Annotated in this window: 32 protein-coding genes; 27 read left to right on the forward strand and 5 right to left on the reverse strand. The window is 71.5% G+C overall.

Annotated elements, in window-relative coordinates:
* Positions 1–746: hypothetical protein (locus ABZ818_RS34050; RefSeq protein ID WP_361423409.1), on the forward strand; the 746-nt coding region annotated here is incomplete at its 5' end.
* A gap of 157 nt (positions 747–903) precedes the next feature.
* On the opposite strand, the gene ABZ818_RS34055 is transcribed toward ABZ818_RS34050, so the two are convergent.
* The 4 genes from ABZ818_RS34055 to ABZ818_RS34070 form a co-directional block, all read right to left on the reverse strand.
* On the reverse strand, positions 904–1119 hold the full coding sequence (locus ABZ818_RS34055; RefSeq protein WP_357488384.1) for a hypothetical protein: 216 nt from the start codon (positions 1117–1119) through the stop codon (positions 904–906).
* Positions 1120–1217: 98 nt separating this feature from the next.
* Positions 1218–1466 (reverse strand): helix-turn-helix domain-containing protein, encoded by a 249-nt coding sequence (locus tag ABZ818_RS34060; protein ID WP_357488382.1) that lies wholly within the window; start codon positions 1464–1466, stop codon positions 1218–1220.
* Complete coding sequence (locus tag ABZ818_RS34065; protein WP_357488380.1) at positions 1463–1885, reverse strand: DUF6221 family protein; 423 nt, start codon at positions 1883–1885, stop codon at positions 1463–1465. The genes ABZ818_RS34060 and ABZ818_RS34065 overlap by 4 nt, the downstream gene beginning before the upstream one ends.
* 2 nt (positions 1886–1887) lie before the next feature.
* Positions 1888–2178, reverse strand: a complete 291-nt coding sequence (locus ABZ818_RS34070) for a helix-turn-helix domain-containing protein (RefSeq protein WP_357488378.1) — start codon at positions 2176–2178, stop codon at positions 1888–1890.
* A 165-nt stretch (positions 2179–2343) separates the two neighbouring features.
* Here ABZ818_RS34070 and ABZ818_RS34075 point away from each other — a divergent pair, with 165 nt between their 5' ends.
* The 7 genes from ABZ818_RS34075 to ABZ818_RS34105 all read left to right on the forward strand — a co-directional run bounded on the left by ABZ818_RS34075 (position 2344) and on the right by ABZ818_RS34105 (position 6360).
* Entirely contained in the window at positions 2344–2523 is a 180-nt protein-coding gene (locus ABZ818_RS34075; protein ID WP_361423415.1) for a hypothetical protein, read from the forward strand.
* A complete protein-coding gene (locus ABZ818_RS34080) occupies positions 2523–2720 on the forward strand; it encodes a hypothetical protein (protein ID WP_361423418.1) in 198 nt (65 codons plus the stop codon). The genes ABZ818_RS34075 and ABZ818_RS34080 overlap by 1 nt, the downstream gene beginning before the upstream one ends.
* Positions 2721–2784: 64 nt before the next feature.
* Positions 2785–2949: a hypothetical protein gene (locus ABZ818_RS34085; protein ID WP_357488465.1), complete on the forward strand. Its 165-nt coding sequence runs from the start codon at positions 2785–2787 to the stop codon at positions 2947–2949.
* A 69-nt stretch (positions 2950–3018) separates the two neighbouring features.
* The gene (locus ABZ818_RS34090) at positions 3019–4632 is read left to right on the forward strand and encodes a hypothetical protein (protein ID WP_361423421.1); all 1614 of its coding nucleotides are present in this window, start codon (positions 3019–3021) and stop codon (positions 4630–4632) included.
* On the forward strand, positions 4632–5270 hold the full coding sequence (locus ABZ818_RS34095) for a hypothetical protein (protein ID WP_361423424.1): 639 nt from the start codon (positions 4632–4634) through the stop codon (positions 5268–5270). The genes ABZ818_RS34090 and ABZ818_RS34095 overlap by 1 nt, the downstream gene beginning before the upstream one ends.
* Positions 5267–5779, forward strand: a complete 513-nt coding sequence (locus tag ABZ818_RS34100) for a hypothetical protein (RefSeq protein ID WP_361423427.1) — start codon at positions 5267–5269, stop codon at positions 5777–5779. Before ABZ818_RS34095 ends, ABZ818_RS34100 begins: the two co-directional genes overlap by 4 nt.
* The gene (locus ABZ818_RS34105; RefSeq protein ID WP_361423430.1) at positions 5776–6360 is read left to right on the forward strand and encodes a hypothetical protein; all 585 of its coding nucleotides are present in this window, start codon (positions 5776–5778) and stop codon (positions 6358–6360) included. Before ABZ818_RS34100 ends, ABZ818_RS34105 begins: the two co-directional genes overlap by 4 nt.
* 181 nt (positions 6361–6541) lie before the next feature.
* Here ABZ818_RS34105 and ABZ818_RS34110 read toward each other — a convergent pair whose 3' ends face one another.
* Positions 6542–7141, reverse strand: coding sequence for a hypothetical protein (locus ABZ818_RS34110; RefSeq protein ID WP_361423433.1), 600 nt, complete (start codon positions 7139–7141; stop codon positions 6542–6544).
* Between the two features lie 154 nt (positions 7142–7295).
* Between ABZ818_RS34110 and ABZ818_RS34115 the strand changes: the two genes are divergently transcribed.
* The 19 genes from ABZ818_RS34115 to ABZ818_RS34205 all read left to right on the forward strand — a co-directional run bounded on the left by ABZ818_RS34115 (position 7296) and on the right by ABZ818_RS34205 (position 19739).
* Positions 7296–7547 carry a MerR family DNA-binding transcriptional regulator gene (locus ABZ818_RS34115; RefSeq protein WP_361423436.1) on the forward strand — a complete coding sequence of 84 codons (252 nt, stop codon included), beginning with the start codon at positions 7296–7298 and terminating at the stop codon, positions 7545–7547.
* A gap of 217 nt (positions 7548–7764) precedes the next feature.
* Positions 7765–8253, forward strand: a complete 489-nt coding sequence (locus ABZ818_RS34120; protein ID WP_357488390.1) for a hypothetical protein — start codon at positions 7765–7767, stop codon at positions 8251–8253.
* A 171-nt stretch (positions 8254–8424) separates the two neighbouring features.
* Positions 8425–9021, forward strand: coding sequence for a hypothetical protein (locus ABZ818_RS34125; protein ID WP_357488392.1), 597 nt, complete (start codon positions 8425–8427; stop codon positions 9019–9021).
* 15 nt (positions 9022–9036) lie between these two features.
* Positions 9037–9321: an HNH endonuclease gene (locus ABZ818_RS34130; RefSeq protein ID WP_361423441.1), complete on the forward strand. Its 285-nt coding sequence runs from the start codon at positions 9037–9039 to the stop codon at positions 9319–9321.
* 2 nt (positions 9322–9323) lie between these two features.
* Complete coding sequence (locus ABZ818_RS34135; RefSeq protein ID WP_357488396.1) at positions 9324–9470, forward strand: hypothetical protein; 147 nt, start codon at positions 9324–9326, stop codon at positions 9468–9470.
* 88 nt (positions 9471–9558) lie between these two features.
* The gene (locus ABZ818_RS34140) at positions 9559–9945 is read left to right on the forward strand and encodes a DUF6221 family protein (RefSeq protein ID WP_357488398.1); all 387 of its coding nucleotides are present in this window, start codon (positions 9559–9561) and stop codon (positions 9943–9945) included.
* Between the two features lie 35 nt (positions 9946–9980).
* Positions 9981–10421 (forward strand): AAA family ATPase, encoded by a 441-nt coding sequence (locus ABZ818_RS34145; protein WP_361423445.1) that lies wholly within the window; start codon positions 9981–9983, stop codon positions 10419–10421.
* A gap of 298 nt (positions 10422–10719) precedes the next feature.
* Entirely contained in the window at positions 10720–11025 is a 306-nt protein-coding gene (locus ABZ818_RS34150; protein ID WP_361423448.1) for a hypothetical protein, read from the forward strand.
* The gene (locus tag ABZ818_RS34155) at positions 11022–12581 is read left to right on the forward strand and encodes a terminase (RefSeq protein ID WP_361423451.1); all 1560 of its coding nucleotides are present in this window, start codon (positions 11022–11024) and stop codon (positions 12579–12581) included. Before ABZ818_RS34150 ends, ABZ818_RS34155 begins: the two co-directional genes overlap by 4 nt.
* Positions 12578–12778, forward strand: coding sequence for a hypothetical protein (locus tag ABZ818_RS34160; RefSeq protein ID WP_357488441.1), 201 nt, complete (start codon positions 12578–12580; stop codon positions 12776–12778). The genes ABZ818_RS34155 and ABZ818_RS34160 overlap by 4 nt, the downstream gene beginning before the upstream one ends.
* Entirely contained in the window at positions 12775–14106 is a 1332-nt protein-coding gene (locus tag ABZ818_RS34165) for a phage portal protein (RefSeq protein WP_361423455.1), read from the forward strand. Before ABZ818_RS34160 ends, ABZ818_RS34165 begins: the two co-directional genes overlap by 4 nt.
* Positions 14106–15338, forward strand: coding sequence for an HK97 family phage prohead protease (locus ABZ818_RS34170; protein ID WP_361423458.1), 1233 nt, complete (start codon positions 14106–14108; stop codon positions 15336–15338). The genes ABZ818_RS34165 and ABZ818_RS34170 overlap by 1 nt, the downstream gene beginning before the upstream one ends.
* A 67-nt stretch (positions 15339–15405) precedes the next feature.
* Positions 15406–16653, forward strand: a complete 1248-nt coding sequence (locus ABZ818_RS34175; RefSeq protein WP_361423461.1) for a phage major capsid protein — start codon at positions 15406–15408, stop codon at positions 16651–16653.
* Between the two features lie 71 nt (positions 16654–16724).
* The gene (locus tag ABZ818_RS34180; protein WP_361423464.1) at positions 16725–17129 is read left to right on the forward strand and encodes a hypothetical protein; all 405 of its coding nucleotides are present in this window, start codon (positions 16725–16727) and stop codon (positions 17127–17129) included.
* Positions 17129–17773: a hypothetical protein gene (locus tag ABZ818_RS34185; protein ID WP_361423466.1), complete on the forward strand. Its 645-nt coding sequence runs from the start codon at positions 17129–17131 to the stop codon at positions 17771–17773. The genes ABZ818_RS34180 and ABZ818_RS34185 overlap by 1 nt, the downstream gene beginning before the upstream one ends.
* Before the next feature lie 12 nt (positions 17774–17785).
* Entirely contained in the window at positions 17786–18616 is an 831-nt protein-coding gene (locus ABZ818_RS34190) for a hypothetical protein (RefSeq protein ID WP_361423468.1), read from the forward strand.
* Positions 18617–19069, forward strand: a complete 453-nt coding sequence (locus ABZ818_RS34195) for a hypothetical protein (protein ID WP_361423471.1) — start codon at positions 18617–18619, stop codon at positions 19067–19069. It abuts the gene before it with no gap.
* A gap of 26 nt (positions 19070–19095) precedes the next feature.
* Positions 19096–19245: a hypothetical protein gene (locus tag ABZ818_RS34200; protein ID WP_361423474.1), complete on the forward strand. Its 150-nt coding sequence runs from the start codon at positions 19096–19098 to the stop codon at positions 19243–19245.
* Positions 19246–19247: 2 nt separating this feature from the next.
* A complete protein-coding gene (locus ABZ818_RS34205; RefSeq protein ID WP_357488451.1) occupies positions 19248–19739 on the forward strand; it encodes a hypothetical protein in 492 nt (163 codons plus the stop codon).

Consider the following 19739-nt stretch of genomic DNA (forward strand, 5'->3'; position numbering starts at 1 on the left):
CACAAATGCACCGACACAACCCGCTGGAGCACGGCATGAGCGACCCGTCCTCGACGCCCTGCGCCGCTACCACCTGTCACCGCGGCCTGCGTGAGCACGAGCTCGCCAACGGGCAGACGATCTGCACGCCCTGCGTCCACGTCATCAGCGTCTGGCTGCAGGAGATCCCTACGCAGATCATCGTCCTCGAGGGCTCCCGCCAGCGGGAGACCACCGGTGCCTCCACCGGCGGCCGCACCGCCTACCGCACCGCCCCCCTGCCCGGCCGCGACGACGTCCTCACCCTCCTCGGCCCCGCCGCCTGGAACGACCGCGTCCGCGACCCGTACGGCCAGGCGCAGCACGATCAGCACGGTCCCCTGCCCATCGCCGGCGTCCTCATCCACTGGGTGCGTCTCATCTCCGAGGACCGCCGTTGGAACCCACCCGCGGCTCTCGCCCCGCAGGCCCTCGCCGCATGGCTCGACGTCCCCCGCGTCCTCGACTGGGCCGCACGCCAGCCGTGGGCGGGCGCCCTGCGCGACGACCTCTACGAGCTGATGCGCACCATCCGCAGAATCACCTGCCTGCGCCCTCAGCGGCGGCCCGTCCCGCAGCCGTGCCCGCGCTGCGACAGCCTCACCCTCGTCGAAACGGACCACCAGCTGTACATCGACTGCACCACCTGCGAGTCGATGTACAGCCGCGAAGAGCTCGCCCTCGCCGCACGCATCACCGCGGCCCAGCTCGAGGCCGACGCCGCCTGACCCGGACAGCACGCGGCCCGCCGCCCCACTCCCAGGGCGACGGGCCACCGCGGGCACCACCCCGCGCACTGCGTCGGACCCTCCAAGACACAACGTCAGTACGACGAACCTACCGGCGGTCGCCGGCCAACACTCCCCAGCGACAGGGAATCTCCCGTCAGCGCTCCCACATCTCCGGGCCACCGCCCCGCCAGTCGATCAGCTCGGCGTGCGCGGCCACGTCCAGTTCGTCCCAGCCCTCAAGGCCGGCCCGCTCCAGGAAGACGGCGAGATCGTGGAGGCTGAAGGCCACGCCGACGAACGTCCCGTCCACGGTGACCCGGCGGCCGCCGTTCTCGGCCGGCGGGTGAACCGCGACGCGCGCTGTGCTCATGCTCCCAGCGTCGCGCGGCGGGTGGGCGGGCGCACGTGGGGTTGCTCCGGGCATGAGGATGCCCCCGCCTCGACGGAGACGGGGGCATCGGTGCGCGGCTACTCGTCAGTCAGCCTTTCCCGGCACAACGCCTCACCCTCCAGCCGCCACCGGCTGATCGTCTGCTGGGAGACGCTACCCAGCTGCTCGGCGATCTGGCGCGTGGTCAGCCCCTGCTCGACCGCGAGATAGATACGCATCTTGAGCCGGGCCTCTGCCTCCTGCGCGGCCTCGTGCGTCAGCCGTACGTCTATCAGCAGCGCATCACGTACGTGGGGTGGCCATTCAACCGATCGTTTCCCTGTCACGGCCGCCACTCCTCGCGGTAGCCGGGCCGGGCGTCGTACACGGCGGCGTGCAGGCGCAGCGTGATCTCGAAGGCGAGCAGGGCCACCCGCGCGGAAGCGTCGGACGGATCGCTCTCGGCGGTGCGCTTGGCGTCCTCCCACTCGCGGGTGATCTGCCGCTTGGCGTCGATCTCACGCAGGACCCGCTCTTGCGTCCAGCCGTTCTCCGTGTCCGCCCAGCTCTTCAGCTTGGCCAGGTCGTCGTAGCCCGCGATCGGGTCACGCTGGCGGACGAGGACGGCGTTCCCGCCCGGCCGGACGTGCAGCCAGACCACGCCGTCGTCGTCCACGCCGGGCTGCGGGAAGATGCCGCGCCGCGCTTCCGCGTCCCGCTGGTCGGCGTCGAGCTGGGCGCGCAGCCACTGGATCAGATCATCCACCGCTACCCCTCCTCCTTGCGCGGCCGGTTCTTCCCCGACCCGGTATAGCCCGCCTCGATGTCCTGCACCGTCCGCAGCGACACCCCCAACAGAGCAGCGATCTTCCGGTACGACACCGGCGGCTCCTGCGCACGCAGATCCAGCACGACCTTGCGACGGTCCTCACGCCACCGTTTCGCCCGGTCGCCCTGGTCGGCGAGCACCTCACTGATCGCCCGCGCGCGCTTCTCCGGGTCGGCAATCGCCTCCACCGCGTCCATGGCTTCGATCACCCGCTGAGCCTCCTCGGTCACACCCGGCCTCATCTCATTCGGGCGGGCTACTTGCCTTGAGTGTATGGGACCCCATACATTCGAGGGAAGCAGTCCCGCACTGCTGATGCAGAACGGCCCCCGGCCGGAGTTGCCGCTCCATATGGCCGGGGGCCAGGCCCACCTCAACCAGAAAGGGCAGGCCCAATGGCCAACCGTACCGACCAGCCCCCTGAGCAGCCCACCCCCGTCGCCGCCGACGTTGACGCGGCCGCCCCCGAACTCCTCGCCCGCGCCTCCGTCGACTACACCGACGCGCAGAACCGCCGCGAGCAGCTCTCCGGCGAGGACCGCGTCCACGGCAACGAGACCGGCGGTGCCTCCTGATGGGCTTCGGCGACTTCGTCCGCAGTCTCAAGCCCGGCAACGACCGCGAGCTCGCCGCCACGCAGTACGCCGGCCGCGAGTCCGGCACCGCCCGGGCCGCCCGGCTGCGCCGTGAAGGCCACCGCGGCAAAGGCGTGAAGCGCGCCGCCCAGCAGGGCGAGCAGTGGGAGCGCCGCGACCGCCGCCGCTTCACCTGACCCGCCCCTGACCGGCCGGCCCCGAACCCCCGTGGGGCCGGCCCTTCCGCGAGACGAGACCCACATGCGACGCCGCAGCACCCTCGCCGACCTCCTCGCCATGCACACCCCGTTGGCGCGCTGGGGTTTCACCGCCCTTGCCGTCTTGTCCGTGCTCACCGCGCAGCCCGGCCCGTTCCTCGTCACCGCCGCCCTGGCCGCCTACGCCTGGCGCTGCCACCGCGGCTGAACCGGCCCACAGCTGCGGGCCCCGCACCCGAGCGAGGCCCGCCCCCTTCCACCGCTCCTGGAGCCCACCGTGTCCCTGGACCAGCCCATCGCTTGGACGGCCGGCCACCTCTGGCAGGCCGCCCTGATCGCGGGCGTCCTCGTCACCCTCTGCGCCGTCATCGTCCGCCGCACCAGCGGCGCAGTCCTCACCGCCGGTATCGGCGCCCTCATCTGCACCGCCTACTCCGGCGACACCTCCTGGCGGTTCGCCGAACACCGGCTCCACATGGCCGACCACAGCGAGCGCCTGGTCATGTTCGCCGCAGGGGAGGGCGCCCTCCTCGCCTGCGCCGTCATGGCCCGCGCCAACAAGCGCGCCACCGCCACCGAGGACAGCGCCGGCACCCCGGGCGTGCCCGGCGTCCTCGTCTGGTGCATCACCGGCATCCAGATCATCCCCGCGTTCGCCGAGTCCGGTTTCTGGGCCGGCATCGTCCGCGCCGCGATCGGCCCGGTCATGGCCGCCCTGCTCTGGCACCTGGCCATGGGCCTGGAGATCCGTGTCGCCCGCCCCGAGGCCCTCTCCACCGGCCTGCCCGCCCAGATCGGCCACGAGCTCCGCGAGAGGCTCCTGTCCCACCTCGGCCTGGCCGTCCGCGGCCGCACCGCAGCCCAGGTCACCCGCGACCGCGCCACCGCCCGCGCCGTACGCCTCGCCTCCCGCAAGCACCTCGGCTGGTGGGGCCGCGCCGCGCTCCAGGCCTCCGTCGCCCGGTCCGGCGCCGCAGCCGACGGCACCCAGCGGCACACCCTGATGCAGCTGCTCGCCGCCCGCCGCAGCGCCGCCGAGCTGCGCACCGTACCCGTCGACTCCCCCTGGGTACCCGAGCCCGAGCCCGGCCCCTACCCGCCTACCCCACTCGGAGTCACCGGCGCCGAGCTGCGCCGCCTGGACCCCGTCGACGCCGTCCTCCGGGTACACGCCGCCCGCCCCGGCGCCACCCCGGCCGAGCTCGCCTCGCTGTGCACCGAGTACGGCGTACCCGTCTCCGAAGCCCGGGTACGAGTAGCGCTCCACGCCCTACCCAAGGAGCCGGGTACACCCGTACCCGCCCTGTTCGAGCAGCCGGGTACACCCGTACCCGCCGCACCCGAGCGGCCGCAGCTCCCCGTCGTACCCGTGCCCACCCCTGCACCCGTACCTGAGGATGCCGAGCCCGCCTACCCGGTCGCTGGCCTGCACCTCGACATCGCAACCGAGGCCGGGGTACGCCGCGAGGTCGCGTGCGCATTCCCCGCCGAGATGATCCGGCCGCGCCGTACCCGCACCGAGGTACACGCCCGCGTACCCGACACACCCCGACGCCTCGAGGTCGCCGCCGACACTGCTCGCCCCCGCACCCCTGAGGCGCCCGCGACCGTACCCGCCCCGGCCCGTACCCGCCCCCAGACGGACCCCGTACCCGAAGCCATACCCGTACCCGTACCCGACCCGGGCCCCGTACCTGACCCGGCGGGTACGGCCGACCCCACCGACTTGGACGGCCTACTCGCCCGCGCTCGCCAGGTCGATGCCGACCACCGCCGTACTCACGGCCGGCCCGCCTCCATCCAGACCCTCAAGGCCCAGCTCCGCATCGGCCAGGCCAAGGCCCAGCTCATCCGCGAAGCCCTCAACGCCCTCGGCCGGACGGCCGGCTGATGGGCGCGCAGCCGTCGCCCGACGGTGACGAGCTGCGCGCCCGCGCCTACCTCCGTGCCCTGAACGTCCGCCCCTTCGGCCACCAGGACCCACCCATGCCCGAGCACGACAAGCGCGCGGTCACCCCGACCCGCGTCATCCCCGCCGGCGCGCCGCTGCCCGCCCGGCCCCCCGAGCCCGGCGAGGCCCCGCCCTGGCGCACCCCACCGCCCCCTCCGCGAGCCGCGCCCGCGGATCCGCCCGATCCCGGAACCCGCACCGTCGTCGTCCGTCACGTCCACGAAGTCGTCCAGCCCTCACCCCCGCAGGAGGAGCAGCGCCTCCGGCTGTGGGAACGGCTGTGGGATGCCCTGGTCACCTGGCGCATGGCCATCGCCATCCTCGCCGCCCTCGTGCCCTGGGTCGGCGGCCGCAGCCCCGTCGGGATATGGGCGCACGCACTCCACCAGGCCAGGACGGAGGCCGGTATCGGCGCCGCCTACGTCATCGCCATCGTCGCCATCGCCGCCGCGTGGGCGCTGGACCGGCGCACCAGCCGCGCCATCCCGCGCTTCCTCCTCGTCACCGCCCTGGTTGGCGCCGTCGGCGTCTTCGACTGGTTCGACCCGATCACCCTGTTCACCGGAGTCACCCGATGACCGCCACATCCACGCTCACCCTGGGCGGACTGCTCCTCGCCCTGATCATCCTGACCTGCAACCTCTACCCCTGGTGGACTGGCGGCCGCGAGATGAAGCAGCTCGCCTCCTTCGGGAAGGGCTTCGGTGGCGCCGCCTGCGCCGCGGCCTGCCCCGGAGGCATCCTCGGCTGGGCCCACTCCCACTCCGGCACCCTCGGCAACGGTGCCGGAGAGCGCGCCGGACAGGCCCTCACCGGCACCAACCCCGGCACCGGACTCACCTCCGGCCAGCTCGTCGGCCTGGGCACCACCGGCGCGGTCATCGTCGTCATCGCCATGACCCTCGTCGTCCTCGCCTACAAGGCCGCCGGGAAGAAGGACCGCCGCAGGATCATCGGCGGCGCCTACGTCGGCTCCGTGCTGCTGCTCACCGCAGGCGTCGCCGGCGCACTCGCCTGGCTGCCCGCCGCCCTCAACGCAGCCGGCGACGGCGTGGTCGCCGCAGTGCAGGGAGTGGGGATCCTGTGAGCCGCCTCGCTCGCCACGCCGACCGCATTGCCACCGGCTCCGCAGCCGTCACCCGCCGCCTCGCCGTACGCGCAGCCGCCTGGATCCGCCGCGGCCGCCGCACCGACCTCACCGGCTGGCGCGCCGCCCTCGGCTGCTGGCTCCGCCTCAGCCTCCTCGCCCTGGGCCTGTACCTGCTGTGGCGGCTCGTCCGGGCAGTCCCCAACCTGCTGTGGCTGCTCTCCGCCGGGTGGCTGCTCGCCGCCTGGCGGGCCGGTCGGCCGACCCCCACCCCGGCCGACGAGGACGCCCCCGCCGCGCCCAACACGGACGCCGTACGGGCCCTGCTGCTGGAGGCGATGGGAGACGCCGACGCGGTGCACCTCCGCACGGTCCTCGCCCACCTCCAGGAGCAGGGCCACGGGCAGGACTGGACAGTGGGTGACCTTCGGGCCCGTCTGGAGGCCCTGGGGATCCCCGTCCAGCTCAAGGTGAAGGCGCCCGGCAGTAAGGGCCCGACGAGGGGCGTCCGGAGGGCAGACCTGCTCGCTTCTCAGCCGATCGGCGAGGACGCACCCACAGGGCCGTCTACCGCCGTCTGACCTGCGGGTCTACCGGCGCATCTACCGCCGTCTACCGCCGGATCTACCAGCCCATCTACCCCGAGCAGCGCCAACAGTTCACCACCAGCCCGATCAGGCAATGCGTGAGCAGAGCGGCGTCGACCAGCCCGACGAACTGACCTGACGCGACGAGGCCCCGCCTACAGAGGCGGGGCCTCCGCTAAGCCTGCGGCTCCGGCTGCGTCTCCTCCAGCTTTCCTTGCCAGTCAAGCGCCCAACGCACCCCGCCATCATCGGTGAAGAACAGGGTCGGCCGGTTGTTGTCAACCGTAGCCTCAGACCACTGCGGAGAGAGAAAACGAAGCACCCGGCCAGGACCTAGCAGATGGACAGGGAGCGACCTTCGTTCCCCAGGGTTGGGCCCCGAGAACGCCGAAGGCGGGACCTCGTACACCTCCGCCGCTAGGTAGGCCGTGCCGAACCGAACCTCGACATCACGCAGAGGGTCATCACTGCCGTTTCGTATCCTGACTTCCCAGTGGTCATAGCCGACCACATTCCCCTCGCTATCCCACGATCCGCCCTCCACCTGGTAGTTCATATGAACCTGCTTCGCCTGCGCCTCCCTCCGAGCAGCAGCGGCAGCACGTAGCTCCTCGCGCTCCAACGCCAGATTGGCCGACTGCTCCGCGATGAACTGCCGCTGCTCCCTGATCTGCGAGCGCTGGCTCGCCAGTGTCCACACAGCGGCCCCCGCAGCACCCGCGGCGAACACCGCGCCGAGCCACGTCGGCACGTCCCCCCAGTCAATTGCACTCATGGCCGCAGCGTAGAGGCCTCCCCCCATCCTCACCCCCCGCTGGACACGTAGTCGATCAGCACTGCATAATCCGGTGCCAACAGCACACTTGTGCCCACACACCACACGAACCCCCGCCTGAGCGGGGGTTTCCGCATCTCCGGGGGTGATCCACATGCCCCACCCCACCGACCGCGCCCCCGCCCACGGCCGGGAAGACGCGGCCGGCGGCATCTGGTTCACCATCCGCGAGGCCGCAGCCTTCATCGGCGGCAGCGTCCAGACGATCTATTCGTGGGAGCGCCGCGGCCACCTGAAGGATCCCCGCCGCGACGAGCGCGGCCGGCGCATCTACAGCCAGCAGCAGATCGCCGACGCCCACCGCACCGCCCGGCAGAACACCGCTGCCGTACGACGCATCGCCTGATCTCTGCGCCCGACGCTCGCCGCCAGTCGGCGCCCCACCCCTATAGCCCCCGCTGCCCGGCGAGGCGGCCGGAAGCCCCCTGCGCGCGCCCCAACGCACGCAGCGCGGGCCCGGTCCGGGCGGCGGGCCCACGTCACAGAACAGCCACACACCCCCACACAGGGCCCCCGTATGGCCGATGATGCCCCTTCAGCACCCACGTGTCTTGGGGGACATCGTGTTCAGAAGAGACCCGGAGAAGGCCGCGCAGAAGGAAGCACGTCGGGCGGAGAAGCGCAGGCAGCGCGAAGAGTGGGCCGCCAACAGGCAGGCCGAGAAGGAGGCCCTCAGCCAGTGGCGTAGCGCCCACCCGGCCGAGAAGACCCTCAACACCGCGGCCATGATGCGCTCGTGGCCCAGCTCCAAGTTCGGAGAGACCACGCTCGGCCCCATCCGCGGCGGGCACGCCGAGTTCATCAACGCAGGCGCCCACAAGGGCTGGACAGCCACCCGGCTCGTCGCCGGCGCGGCCACGCTCGGCGTGTCCGCCGCCGCCACCGGGCGCAAGAACAAGGGCGCCGCGGTCATCAACGTCACGTTCGGCAACGGAGCAGCCCAGACCTACAACGTGACCCCCGACAACGGCACCTTGCGCGCCGCCAACCAGTACGTCACCGCATTCAACGCTCTCGCCACGCAGCTCGATAGCGAGGCAGAGCAGGAGTAGACGTGAGGTGGCGCCCGTGGCCGGCAACCCCACCCCGATCACCCGCAGTGCGAACCCGGCAGCGGGCAGCGGGCAGCGGGCCCACCCTCACAGAACAGACACACGCTGCAACACAGCGCCTCCACACGGGCGATGATGCCCCTTCAGCACCCGCGCGTCCTTGGGGGGACCATGCACATCCGGAGAGCCACTTGCGCCGCCCTGCTCGCCGCAGCAACAGCAACTACGGGCTGCAGCGGTGGCAGCAACAGCGGCGGCAGCGAGCCCACCGCGAAGAACGAGACCACTCCCACGGCCACCGAAACCACCGCCGCACCCACTCCGTCCGAGTCAACGCCGGTCGCCCCAAGAGCAATCGGAGAGACCTTCACCTTCACCGGCGACGACGACGTCACCATGGCGGTGACCGTCATGGGCTACGAGCAGGACGTCGCCAAGAACTCCCGGTCGGCCGAAGAAGAGTTCGGCACCGACGGCTACGTCTGGGCCGCCGTCGACATCAAGGCCTGCCTCAAGAAGGGCCTGGCCGGAGTCACCCGCTACCCCTGGGCGCTCGCCTACGCCGACGGCACGCGCATCGAGCCTAGCAACGTCACGTACGGCGACTTCCCCAAGCCCGAGTACCCCTACGACGCCAAGCTGAAGGCCGGCGAGTGCGTGCGTGGGAAGACCGTCTTCCCCGTCCCCGGCAGCCAAAGGCCCGAACGCATCCTCTACACGGCCGAGAGCCTCCCTGAGAACGCGGAATGGGCAGTGCCCAAGGCGTGAATGGAGGTGGCGCCCGTGGCCGGCAACCCCCGCAACGGGCGCCCCTACCGCCGACTCTGCGCCCAGCAACGCGCCCTCGGCCTGCCCTGCTGGCGCTGTGGCCAGCGCATCGACTACAGCCTCACCGGGGCCGCCGCACAACGCTCCCGCTGGGCCTTCACCCTCGATCACGCCATCCCACTGTCACTGGGCGGCGACCTCCTCGACCCCACCAACGCCCGCAGCGCACACCGCCGCTGCAACAGCGCCCGCGGCAACCGCATCACCCAGCCCATGGCCCGAGCCTCCCGGAGGTGGTGACCATGAGCGACCGGCGTCAACTCGCCCCACGCCAGGCCCCGCCACCACCCCGCTGGTACCAGTACAGCCACACCGCCACCGGCCTCACCTACTGGCTGCGCTACGCCATCGGCGAGCCCCGCAGCGCCGCCGCCCGCATCCCCGGCTAGCTCGCCTGCCGCTTCCTCGGCCGGCACAACCCCACCTGCATCAGACGACCAGCCCCGCACCCACGTACGTGGTGAGAGCATGGCCAGCATGAGTGACGACCTGGTGCAGTTCCTCAAGGCCCGGCTGGACGCAGACGCCGCATGGGCAGGCGATCCGGAAGGCGTGAAGGACAAGGCTGTCCGCAGCACCGCTACTTACGCGGGCATTCCGATCCAGATGGCATCCGCGGCCCTCTCTGCTGGCATTCGCATGGCGAACGGACCTGCAGACCCCCACCACGTGCTCGCGGACATCGAGGCGAAGCGCAAGATCATCGAACTCTGTCAGGCCCCTCTGGTCGAAGTCACGGGCCCCGAAGACCGACAGCGATCGTTCCTACCAGGCGAGGGAGAACCGTGGGGCCTGGACGTCCTCAAGCTGCTCGCCACGCCTTACGCTGACCACCCCGACTACCGCAAGGAGTGGCGTCGCTGACCGGAGGCGGCGCCCCTGCCCGGAGGTGACGCAGCGTGCTGTACGTCATCACCGGCCCGCCGGCCGCGGGCAAGAGCTCGTGGATCCAAGCGCACGCGACAGCGCGTGACATCGTCATCGACCTGGACCGCATCGCCCTCTCCCTCACCGGCCCGGGCGCGCCCCAGTGGAACCACGACCCGCTCGTGCAGCGGGTCGCGCAGCGTGCTCGGTTCGCCGCCATCGATGAGGCGGTCAAGCATCTGGACGAGGTCGACGTGTACCTGATCCACACCATGCCCAGCCCCAAGGCCCGGGCCAAGTACCAGCGGCTCGGCGCCCGGATCGTCACCGTCGACCCGGGCGAAGACGTCGTGCGCGAGCGCGTGCGGACGATGCGCTCGGAGGGCATGGACCGGGTGGTCACTCGCTGGTACCGGACCTACCGGAAGGGCGGGTCACGCCCTGTCACGGTCCAGGCGTCCCGGGACTGGTGACCCTCGGCTAGGGGCGGCGCTCGGCTGCCGCCGTCCCCGATGTTGATCTTCGTTCGGGTCGCGGTCGCGAGTTGATCACGGGCCGGGGCGGGGAGGTGGGTCGAATCTTCAGCAGGCAAGCGGGCGACCCAAACGCCCTTGTCGCCCGGTTCTCTCCCCGCAGCGGCGGTCACTGATCCACCCGAACCGAGTCCGAATGAATTAGTGACACTCTGTCACCCTCTATATGGCTACGCTCCGTTACGGATCACCTATCACGTTGCGTCACTGTCTGTCCGGTTACAGGGGGTGATGCCCGATGGGTGACACTCCGAAGCGGCGCCTCCGTCGCGGCGCCGTCGCCGCGGCGACCACCGCCCAGCTCGACGAGCTCGGCGTCGACCCCACCTCCAGCGCCATGGCCGCGACCGCCCTCCGGCTCGCCGCCGAGGTCGACTCGGCCCCTGACCCGAAGGCCGCCGCGACTGCCGCCCGCGAGCTGCGCCAGGCCATCGCTGTGGTGATCGCAGCCGCTCCCCCGAAGGAGCGTGGCGACAAGATCGACGAGCTCACCGCCCGGCGCGCGCAGCGGCTCTCCCCTCGAGCCGGTAAGGGCACCGGGTGATCGGCTGCCAGACCCCGCGGATCCTGTCCGTCCCCTGGTACCGGCAAGTCGGCACCGGCCGGTGGGATGGCACCGAGGACCAGGTCGCCCTGGACTACCGCTCGCCCGCGGGGCAGGAGTGCATCGAGCTCGCCGAGAGCGCCCACCTGCTGCTGGACCCGTGGCAGCAGCTCGGCCTGCACCACTCCCTCGCCGAGGATGACGAGGGCCGGTGGACGTCGCTCGAGGTGGTGCTCAACGTCGCCCGGCAGAACGGCAAGGGCGGATTCCTCGAGGCCCGCCAGCTCGGCGAGGTGATCCTGTTCGGTGGCCGGTTGGTCATCCACACCGCGCACCAGTTCAACACCGCGCAGGAGTCGTTCCTGCGCCTCGACCAGATCTTCGAGGGCTCCTACGACCTGAGCCGCCGGGTCAAGCGCGTGAGGCGCTCGCACGGCGAGGAGGGCTTCGAGTTCTTCAACGGCGCGAGGATCAGGTTCCTGGCGCGCGGCGGGGACAGCGGCCGAGGGTTCTCCGGCGACCTGGTCATCATGGACGAGGGCATGAAGCTGCGGGCGGCCCCCGTGGGCGCCCTGATGCCCGTGCTGTCGGCCCGGCACAACCCGCAGCTGGTGTTCACCGGGTCGGCGGGGCTGGGCGACGAGAGCGAGCAGCTGGCGCTGCTACGGGCACGGGCGATGGCGGAGAACGGCCCACCGGACCCGTCGCTGTGCTACCTCGAGTTCTCCATCGACCACCACGTCAAGGAGTGCCCGACCGACCCCGAGGGCCGCATCGTCTGCGAGGCGCACGACGACCGCAACGACGAGCGGTCGTTCGCCCGGGCCAACCCCGCGCTGGGGATCCGTATCCGGACTGCGTACGTGCTGCAGGAGATGCGCGCCATGCGGCCGGACCTGTTCGACCGTGAGCGCCTGGGCGTGGGCGACTACCCGGAGGTAGCGGACGAGACCTGGCAGGTCATCCCCAAGGACAAGTGGGACGCCGTAGAGGACCAGCGCTCGCGGCCTGGGGACCCGGTGGCGTTCGCGATCGACGTGAACCCAGAGCGGACGTGGGCGTCGATCTCCGTGGCCGGTGCGTCCGGTGACGGGGTGCACGCCGAGGTCGTGCGGCACGAGCCCGGTACGGACTGGGTCGTCGCCTGGGCTACCGAGCGTGACCAGAAGTGGGGGCCGTGCGCGTGGGTGATCGACGAGGGCGGCCCGGCCGGCACGCTGGTGCCGGCGCTGAAGAAGGCGCTGACGTACGAGGACAATCCGGAGTGTGAGGACCGCTCTCACCTGGTGGTTTCCCCGAAGGTGCGTCAGCTGGCGCAGGCCTGCGGGCAGTTCTACGACCGCGTAAGCAACGGCACGCTGCGTCACCTCGGGCAGTCGAACCTGACCGCGGCGCTCGCCGGCGCGCGCAAACGGGACCTGGGTGACGCATGGGCATGGGCGCGCAAGAGCGACGGCGTCGACATCAGCCCGCTCGTGTCCGCCACGAACGCGGTGTGGGGGTGGGAGATGTTCCACGACGTCGAGCCGGAGGAAGGGGCGCCGAACCTGTGGTGACGCCAAGGAGAGTGCTGCTGGCGTGCGAGGTCACGTTCGTCGTCCTGGCCCTGGTGGGGGTGGCGCTGGTGAACGTGCCCGCGGCGCTGATGCTGGGCGGGCTGGCGGGGGTGCTGGCGTGCGAGCGTGCGCTGGTCGACAAACGTGCCGCTGGGGCGCGGCACGGTGGGGATGCGGCGGGGGGTGGGCGGCAGTGAGCGGGCTGTTTGGCCTCTTCGAGGGCAGGGCGAGGCGGGGGCTGGAGAGCCCGACGCAGCCGCTCACCTCCGCCGCGCTGACCGAGTTCCTCGGCGGGGTGCAGTCGGATGCCGGGGTGTCGGTGTCGGAGACGACGGCGCTGCGGGCGTCGCCGGTGTGGCGGGCCGTTGCCCTGATCGCCGGGGTGTCGGCGGCGCTGCCGCTGCACGCCTACACGGACGGCACTCGGGACAGGGTCCAGGCCGAGTTGCTGAAGGACCCGCATCCGGACCTGACGCCGGTGGAGCTGTGGCGGCTGGGCTACGTCAACCGGGTGCTGTGGGGCAACACCTACATGCAGAAGGTCCGTGACGGGGCCGGGCAGGTGCGGGAGCTGTGGCCGGTCTCCGCTGACCGGGTGCAGGTGGATCGGATCAGGCCCAGCGAGGCCGGCGAGGGCAACCCGTCCGGGAAGCTGTTCGACGTCACGGACGACTGGGGCACACGGCACGTCCTGACGCCCCGGGAGATCCTGCACATCCCGGGGCTGGGCTATGACGGGCTGACCGGCTGCTCGCCCGTACGGCTGGCTATGCAGGGCATCGGGCTCGCGCAGGCCGCCGAGAAGTCCGCGGCGAAGCTGTTCGGCAACGGCAACATGATCGGCGGCGTGCTCCAGACCGAGCAGCGCCTGGACCAGGACCAGGCCGCCCGGCTGAAGGAACGCTGGAAGGCCAAGATGTCCGGCGTCCACAACGCGCACGAGATCGCCGTGCTGGACTCCGGGGCCTCGTACAAGCCGGTCGCCATGCCCAACACGGACGCGCAGTTCCTGGAGTCCCGGCAGTTCCAGGTGGTGGAGATCGGCCGCATGTTCGGCGTGCCCCCTTTCCTGCTCATGAGCACGGAGAAGAGCACGTCGTGGGGCACCGGACTGGAGCAGCAGGTCCAGGGCTGGGTCACCTTCGACCTCAACCCGACATGGCTGACACCGACCGAGCAGCGGATCACCAAGGAGCTGATGGCCCGCGAGGAGTACGCCTCGTACCAGATGGGCGGGCTGCTGCGCGGAGACAGCGCGGCGCGGGCGACGTTCTACCGGGCCATGCGGGACGTCGGTGCGTTCAGCGCGAATGACGTGCGGGCGCTGGAGGAGCTGCCGCCGCTGCCGGATGGCAAGGGCGGCGACGTCTACCTGCAGCCGATGTACATGGCTCCCCTCGGCTACGACCCGTCCGCGGCGGGCGGCGAGCAGCCGGCGGCGGGGTCGAACAAGGCGCGGGCGGCCGCGCTGATGGCGGAGGCGCAGCGGCTGATGCTGACCCCCGACGAGGAGGAAGGTTCCTGATGAGGACTCTGACGAGGACGACGACTGAGGAGCGCCGCCGCCTGCCTCTCTCGACGGCGGACGTGGTGATACGCGCCGCCGAGGGCGACGGTGGTATCGAGCGGTTCCGTGGGTACGCGGCGAAGTTCAACTCCCGCACGGCGATCGGCAATCCGCTGCGCTGGGGGTTCTACGAGGAGATCGCGCCGGGCGCGTTCACCAAGACGCTGCAGGAGGGGGACGCCAGGTTCCTGGTCGACCACGACTCGTACTACGTGGTGTCTCGGGTGTCGGCCGGCACGCTGTCCCTGGCCGAGGACGCTGCGGGGCTGCCGGTCGATTCGGAGCTGGACCCGGCCCTGTCGTACGTCGGCGACCTGAAGGCGAACGTCCGCAACGGCAACATCACCGGCATGTCCTTCGGCTTCTACGTCCTGAAGGACCAGTGGTCGACGGAGACGATCGACACCTCGGAGGGGCCGGCTGAGGTGGAGGTGCGGCGGATCCTCGAGGTCCGCCTCATCGAGGTCAGCGCGGTGACGTTCCCCGCGTACGAGGACACGGAGGCCGAGCTGGCCAGCGTTGCCTCGGCGCTCGTGCAGCGCGGCGACCAGGCGGCGATCGAGCGGCGCGCACGGTGGCGGCCGGAGCTGCGGGACCTGCTGCAGCTGGTCGGCGGCGAGCGGCCCACCGAGGCCGGGCCGGCCGCGCGGCAGGCGGCGGCCGCCGAGGCGCGCGGCGGGCTGGCGGTCCACTCCACCGACACGTCCGACGCTTCGTGGGACGGGCCGGCGAACTCCAAGGATCTGCCCGGCGAGGAGTCGGCGCTGCGGATGGCGCACGCCTGGGTGGACCCGGACGGCGACGCGAACGCCAAGGCCTCGTACCGGTTCATCCACCACTTCGTGGACATGGACGGCAACGTCGGCGCGGCGTCGACGGTGGCATGCACCACCGGGATCGGTGTCCTCAACGGCTCCCGTGGCGGGACCACCATTCCCGAGGACGACCGCCAGGCGGTCTACAAGCACCTGGCCCGGCACCTGAAGGACGCCGGGATCAAGGCACCAGAACTGAAGGCAGTTGGCAGCGAGCCGGGTGAGTCCACTCGCGAGACCAGCACCACCACGGAGACCGCCGCGGCGGCGGACGGCACCGAGCCGGCAGAGACCACTCGGACCGACTGCGACGCGCGCGTACTCCGCATGAGGGCACTGGCCGCCCGCTACGGGCTGCCCAAGGCCTGCGCGTAACCACACTCACCCCGGAGGCCTCACACCAGCTGTGTGGGGCCTCCGCCATGCCTGGAAGGAACTGAGCATGAGCGTGCAGCTCAGGCGGCTCATCGACGAGCAGAACACGCTGTGGCAGCGGATGCAGGACATCCAGACCGCAGCCGAGACGGAGAACCGGGACCTGACCGCCGAGGAGCGGACCAACTGGGACCAGGCCGAGGAGCGGCTCACCGTCGTCTCCGGGGACATCGAGCGCCTCAACCGGATGGCGCAGCTGCAGACGATCGACCGCAGCCAGATCGTGTCCACCACCGGCGAGCCCGACAACGACCGCCGCGGCAGCGACGTCGACGAGCGGGCGCAGCGGTACGGCGAGGCCTTCGGGATCTACCTGCGCGGCGGCATGGACCGGCTCACCCCGGACCAGCGGAACCTGATGATGGACCGGCAGGTCGACCTGCGCGCCATGGGCGCGGGCATCGACACCGCCGGCGGATTCACCGTGCCGGACGAATTCCGCAACATCATGACCGAGACGATGAAGGCCTTCGGTGGTCTGCTCGGTCTGGCCGAGGTCATCACCACGTCGACGGGCGCGGACCTGCTGTGGCCGACCAACGACGACACGGCCAACGAGGGCGAGATCCTCGGCGAGAACCAGCCCGCCGGTGAGCAGGACCTCGAGCTCGGCGGGAAGAAGCTGAAGGGGTACATCTTCAGCTCCAAGCAGGTCAAGCTCAGCATGAGCCTGCTGCAGGACTCCGCGTTCAACCTCGAGACGTGGGTGCCGAAGAAGCTCGGTGAGCGCATCGGCCGCCGCTCCGCGCGGGCGTGGACCACCGGTACCGGGGTGGACCAGCCGCAGGGCCTGACCACCAGCGCGGTCGTCGGCAAGGCCGGCGCGGCCGGCCAGACCACGTCGATCACCTACGACGACCTGATCGACCTGGAGCACAGCGTCGACAACGCCTACCGACCCAACGGCCGGTACCTGATGCACGACCAGACGCTGAAGGTGATCCGGAAGCTGAAGGACGGCCAGCAGCGGCCGCTGTGGGTTCCGATCCCGGCCCCGGGGTTCCCCGCGACGATCAACGGGTTCGAGTACACGGTGGACAACACCATGCCGGTCCCGGGCGCGTCTGCGAAGACCGTCGCGTTCGGCGACTTCGCGGCGGGCTACATCATCCGGCAGGTCCTGGACGTGCAGACGCTGCGCCTGGTCGAGCGGTACGCCGAGTACCTACAGGTCGCTTTCCTGGGCTTCGCCCGCCTGGACGGCGGGATCCAGGACTCGTCCGCGATCCGGCTGTACCAGCACTCGGCCACCTGACCGATCCGCCAGTACGGGCCCGGAGCAGCCGCGCTGCCCGGGCCCGTCGGCTCCACAGGAAGGAGCGCGTCGTGAGGGACGCGTACTCGAACACGGCCGCGCGGGTGGCCCTGGCGGCCAGCGTGCGCTCCGCCTCGACGAACGGGACCAGCGTCGACCGTGCCGGCGGAGGCGCCCTGTACCAGGACGCCCTGATCCTGGTGCACGCCGGGACGATCACCGACGGCACCCACACCATCGACGTCCAGGAGTCCGACAACGACTCCACCTGGACGCCGGTCGCCGCCAGCCAGCTGCAGGGCAGCAAGCCCGCCCTCGTGGCGGCCGACAGCGGCAAGGTGCTCGCCATCGGCTACAAGGGCACCCGGCGGTTCCTGCGGGTCTCGGTGAGCGTGACCGGGGTGACGACCGGCGGGACGTACGGGGTGATCGTGCTGCTCGGCAGCCCGCGCACGGCATCGGCGGTGCGTGCCTGATGCCGCGGATCAGAGTGCTCGAGGCGGTTGCCGGCGCCGACTTCTCGTGGGCGCCCGGCGACGTCGTCGAGGTGAGCGAGGAGGCGGCGGCCTCGTGGGCGGACGGGCACCGCGCGGTCCTCGCCGACGACGACGGCGGCGGCAGCCCGGCGCGGGCGGCCGACGGGGAGCGGATACCGCTCGTCGTCGGCGAGGACGGCCAGGAGCTCGAGGTCGTCGACGCGGCCGTCGAGGCCTGCGATCCGCCGGACGGCGAGGACGACGGCCTGTCCTGGTCGCGGTGGTCGGTCACCGTACGGCTGCCGGTGCCCCCGGCATCCGACCCGGAGGAGCCGGCCGACCCCGCAGAGCCGGGCGACGCCGACGACCAGGAGGCCGAGGTGGAGACGCCGCTGTTCGACCCCAGCGAGCACAGCAACCGCGAGGTCCTCGCCTACCTCGACGGGGTGGGAGAGCGGGAGGCGCTGCGCGTGCTGGACGCCGAGGCCGCCGGACAGGACCGGGCCGGGATCGCCAAGCAGCGGGAGCAGGTCCTCGAGGCCGCCCGTGCGCGGGACGCCGCGGCGGGCGGTGGCCGGGCGACGGCGGCGGACTACTCGCGGGGCGGGGGCCGGGCCGACGCGCCCGAGACCCGCGACTGGTAGGGGAGGCGAGCGGTGCCGTACGACCTCGGCGCGACAGCGCGCCTGACCGCCCAGTGCCGGGACCCGGACGGCACCCTCGTCGACGCGGACACCGCGGTGGTCACCGTCACCCTGCCGGACGGCACCACCGCCACCCCGGCAGTCACCAACCCGCCCACGCAGACGGGCCAGTACCAGGCCGACTACGTCACCGAGCAGCCCGGCCGGCACAGCGTGCGGTGGCTGTTCGGCGGCCCGGCCTATGCGTACACGGACGTCCTCGACGTCCGGCCCGAGCAGCCGCCGGCGATCCTGTCGCTCCGGGACGCCAAGGACCACCTGAACATCAGCCTGGCCGACTTCCGCGAGGACGACGAGATCCGGTTCTGGATCAACGCGACGACCAGCGCAGTGGAACATTTCACCGGCCCCGTCGTCGTCCGGCACGTGGCGGAGGACCACCACGTCGGCAGGGTGCAGGCGCTGGCCCTGCGGCGGCCGCCGATTCTGAAGGTGACCGCGGTTGAGCCGCTCCTCGACGGCGGGCCCTCATACCCGCCGGACTGGCTGAACGTGGACGGCCCGGCCGGGATCATCACCCGCCGCGACGGCGGCCCGTTGCACGGGCCGCTCCGCGTCTCCTACACGGCGGGCCGGCTGCTCATCGCGGACAACATCACGGCGGCCGCGCGGCTGATCCTCCAGCACCTGTGGCGCACTCAGCGTCCGGGCCGCAGCGGGGCGCTGGCCGGCACCTCTGACGACTACAGCGTGACCGAGCCGATCCCCGGACTCGGCTACGCGATCCCCAACCGGGCCGTGCAGATGCTCGATCCGGACCGACAACCCCCAGGACTGGCGTAGATGGGTTCACGTGTACCCGAAGTGATCGAGGCGCTGGTCGCGCTCGGTCAGGCGGACAGCCTGCTGGAAGACGTGGTGGTCGCGGACGGCCCGCAGGTGACGGACTCCGCGGCCCAGGAATGGCTGGTCATCGGATTCGACGGCGACCCGTCCGGCGACTTCGAGGCGGCCGAGTCCATCGGCGGCTGGACTGGCCTCGGCACCCGCCGCGATGAGACGTTCCAGATCACCGTGGCGGCGATCGTCAACCGCGGCGACACGGACATCGTGGCCGCCCGCCGCCGCGCATACGAGATCGCCGCACGGGTCGAGGCCTGGCTGACGGCCCGCCCCACCCTCGGCCTGCGCTCGGTGGAGGCCGCCATCGGCGCCACCCGCCTGGTGCAGGACCAGACCGAACAGGGCGCACACGCACGGCTGCTGCTGACGGTGGCCGGCAGCGCCTTCACGTAGAGAGGAGCCGCGCGGTGGGCGTGCGGATGAGTCACGAGGGGATCGAGCAGGAGATCGAGGTGCCGGAGGTCTCGGTGCCCGTGTACGAGCGGTCGGGCTGGCAGGTCGTCGACGGCCAGGCCAGCAGCAACGCGTCCGCGGCGAAGGGCCGTCGGCGAGCTGAGGAAGGAAGCTGAACATGGCGACTCCGATCAACGAGTCGACGCGGTACTACCGGCGCGGCATCACGCGCGTGCTGTGGGTGCCGACGATCGCGAACAAGAAATCGCCGACCCGGGCGGAGCTGAACGCGGGTACGGCGCTGGAGGGCGAGACCGGCGCGATGGCCGGGTGGCAGACCACCTCGGGTACCGTGCCGACCCCGGCGCTCGGTTCGCGGTTCACGCCGGTGGTGGGCGGTGAGATCACGGCCGCGGAATCGTCGCTGACGTTCTGGGCGTCGAAGGATGGCGACGACGTGCGCAGCCTGCTGGTGCGCGAGACGCCCGGGTTCATCGTGTGGATGGACGAGGGCGACACGACAGGGGGGACGATGGACGTCTACCCCGTGACCGTCACCTCGCAGGCCAAGGTGCGTGAGCTGGACCAGGCGGCGCAGATCATGGCGCAGTTCGCGATCACGTCCGAGCCTGCGGAGAACGTCGCGATCCCGGCCGCGTCGGGCGGCTGA

The organism is Streptomyces sp. NPDC047453 (assembly GCF_040643155.1).
Classification (GTDB): domain Bacteria; phylum Actinomycetota; class Actinomycetes; order Streptomycetales; family Streptomycetaceae; genus Streptomyces.

Coding starts and splice junctions, on each gene's coding strand:
- ABZ818_RS34135 (WP_357488396.1), top strand. CDS start 9,324: ATGAGCGACCGGCGTCAACTCGCCCCACGCCAGGCCCCGCCACCACCC.
- ABZ818_RS34195 (WP_361423471.1), top strand. CDS start 18,617: ATGGGTTCACGTGTACCCGAAGTGATCGAGGCGCTGGTCGCGCTCGGT.
- ABZ818_RS34075 (WP_361423415.1), top strand. CDS start 2,344: ATGGCCAACCGTACCGACCAGCCCCCTGAGCAGCCCACCCCCGTCGCC.
- ABZ818_RS34205 (WP_357488451.1), top strand. CDS start 19,248: ATGGCGACTCCGATCAACGAGTCGACGCGGTACTACCGGCGCGGCATC.
- ABZ818_RS34170 (WP_361423458.1), top strand. CDS start 14,106: ATGAGGACTCTGACGAGGACGACGACTGAGGAGCGCCGCCGCCTGCCT.
- ABZ818_RS34085 (WP_357488465.1), top strand. CDS start 2,785: ATGCGACGCCGCAGCACCCTCGCCGACCTCCTCGCCATGCACACCCCG.
- ABZ818_RS34110 (WP_361423433.1), bottom strand. CDS start 7,141: ATGAGTGCAATTGACTGGGGGGACGTGCCGACGTGGCTCGGCGCGGTG.
- ABZ818_RS34200 (WP_361423474.1), top strand. CDS start 19,096: ATGAGTCACGAGGGGATCGAGCAGGAGATCGAGGTGCCGGAGGTCTCG.
- ABZ818_RS34125 (WP_357488392.1), top strand. CDS start 8,425: ATGCACATCCGGAGAGCCACTTGCGCCGCCCTGCTCGCCGCAGCAACA.
- ABZ818_RS34080 (WP_361423418.1), top strand. CDS start 2,523: ATGGGCTTCGGCGACTTCGTCCGCAGTCTCAAGCCCGGCAACGACCGC.
- ABZ818_RS34100 (WP_361423427.1), top strand. CDS start 5,267: ATGACCGCCACATCCACGCTCACCCTGGGCGGACTGCTCCTCGCCCTG.
- ABZ818_RS34175 (WP_361423461.1), top strand. CDS start 15,406: ATGAGCGTGCAGCTCAGGCGGCTCATCGACGAGCAGAACACGCTGTGG.
- ABZ818_RS34115 (WP_361423436.1), top strand. CDS start 7,296: ATGCCCCACCCCACCGACCGCGCCCCCGCCCACGGCCGGGAAGACGCG.
- ABZ818_RS34185 (WP_361423466.1), top strand. CDS start 17,129: ATGCCGCGGATCAGAGTGCTCGAGGCGGTTGCCGGCGCCGACTTCTCG.
- ABZ818_RS34150 (WP_361423448.1), top strand. CDS start 10,720: ATGGGTGACACTCCGAAGCGGCGCCTCCGTCGCGGCGCCGTCGCCGCG.
- ABZ818_RS34055 (WP_357488384.1), bottom strand. CDS start 1,119: ATGAGCACAGCGCGCGTCGCGGTTCACCCGCCGGCCGAGAACGGCGGC.
- ABZ818_RS34095 (WP_361423424.1), top strand. CDS start 4,632: ATGGGCGCGCAGCCGTCGCCCGACGGTGACGAGCTGCGCGCCCGCGCC.
- ABZ818_RS34140 (WP_357488398.1), top strand. CDS start 9,559: ATGAGTGACGACCTGGTGCAGTTCCTCAAGGCCCGGCTGGACGCAGAC.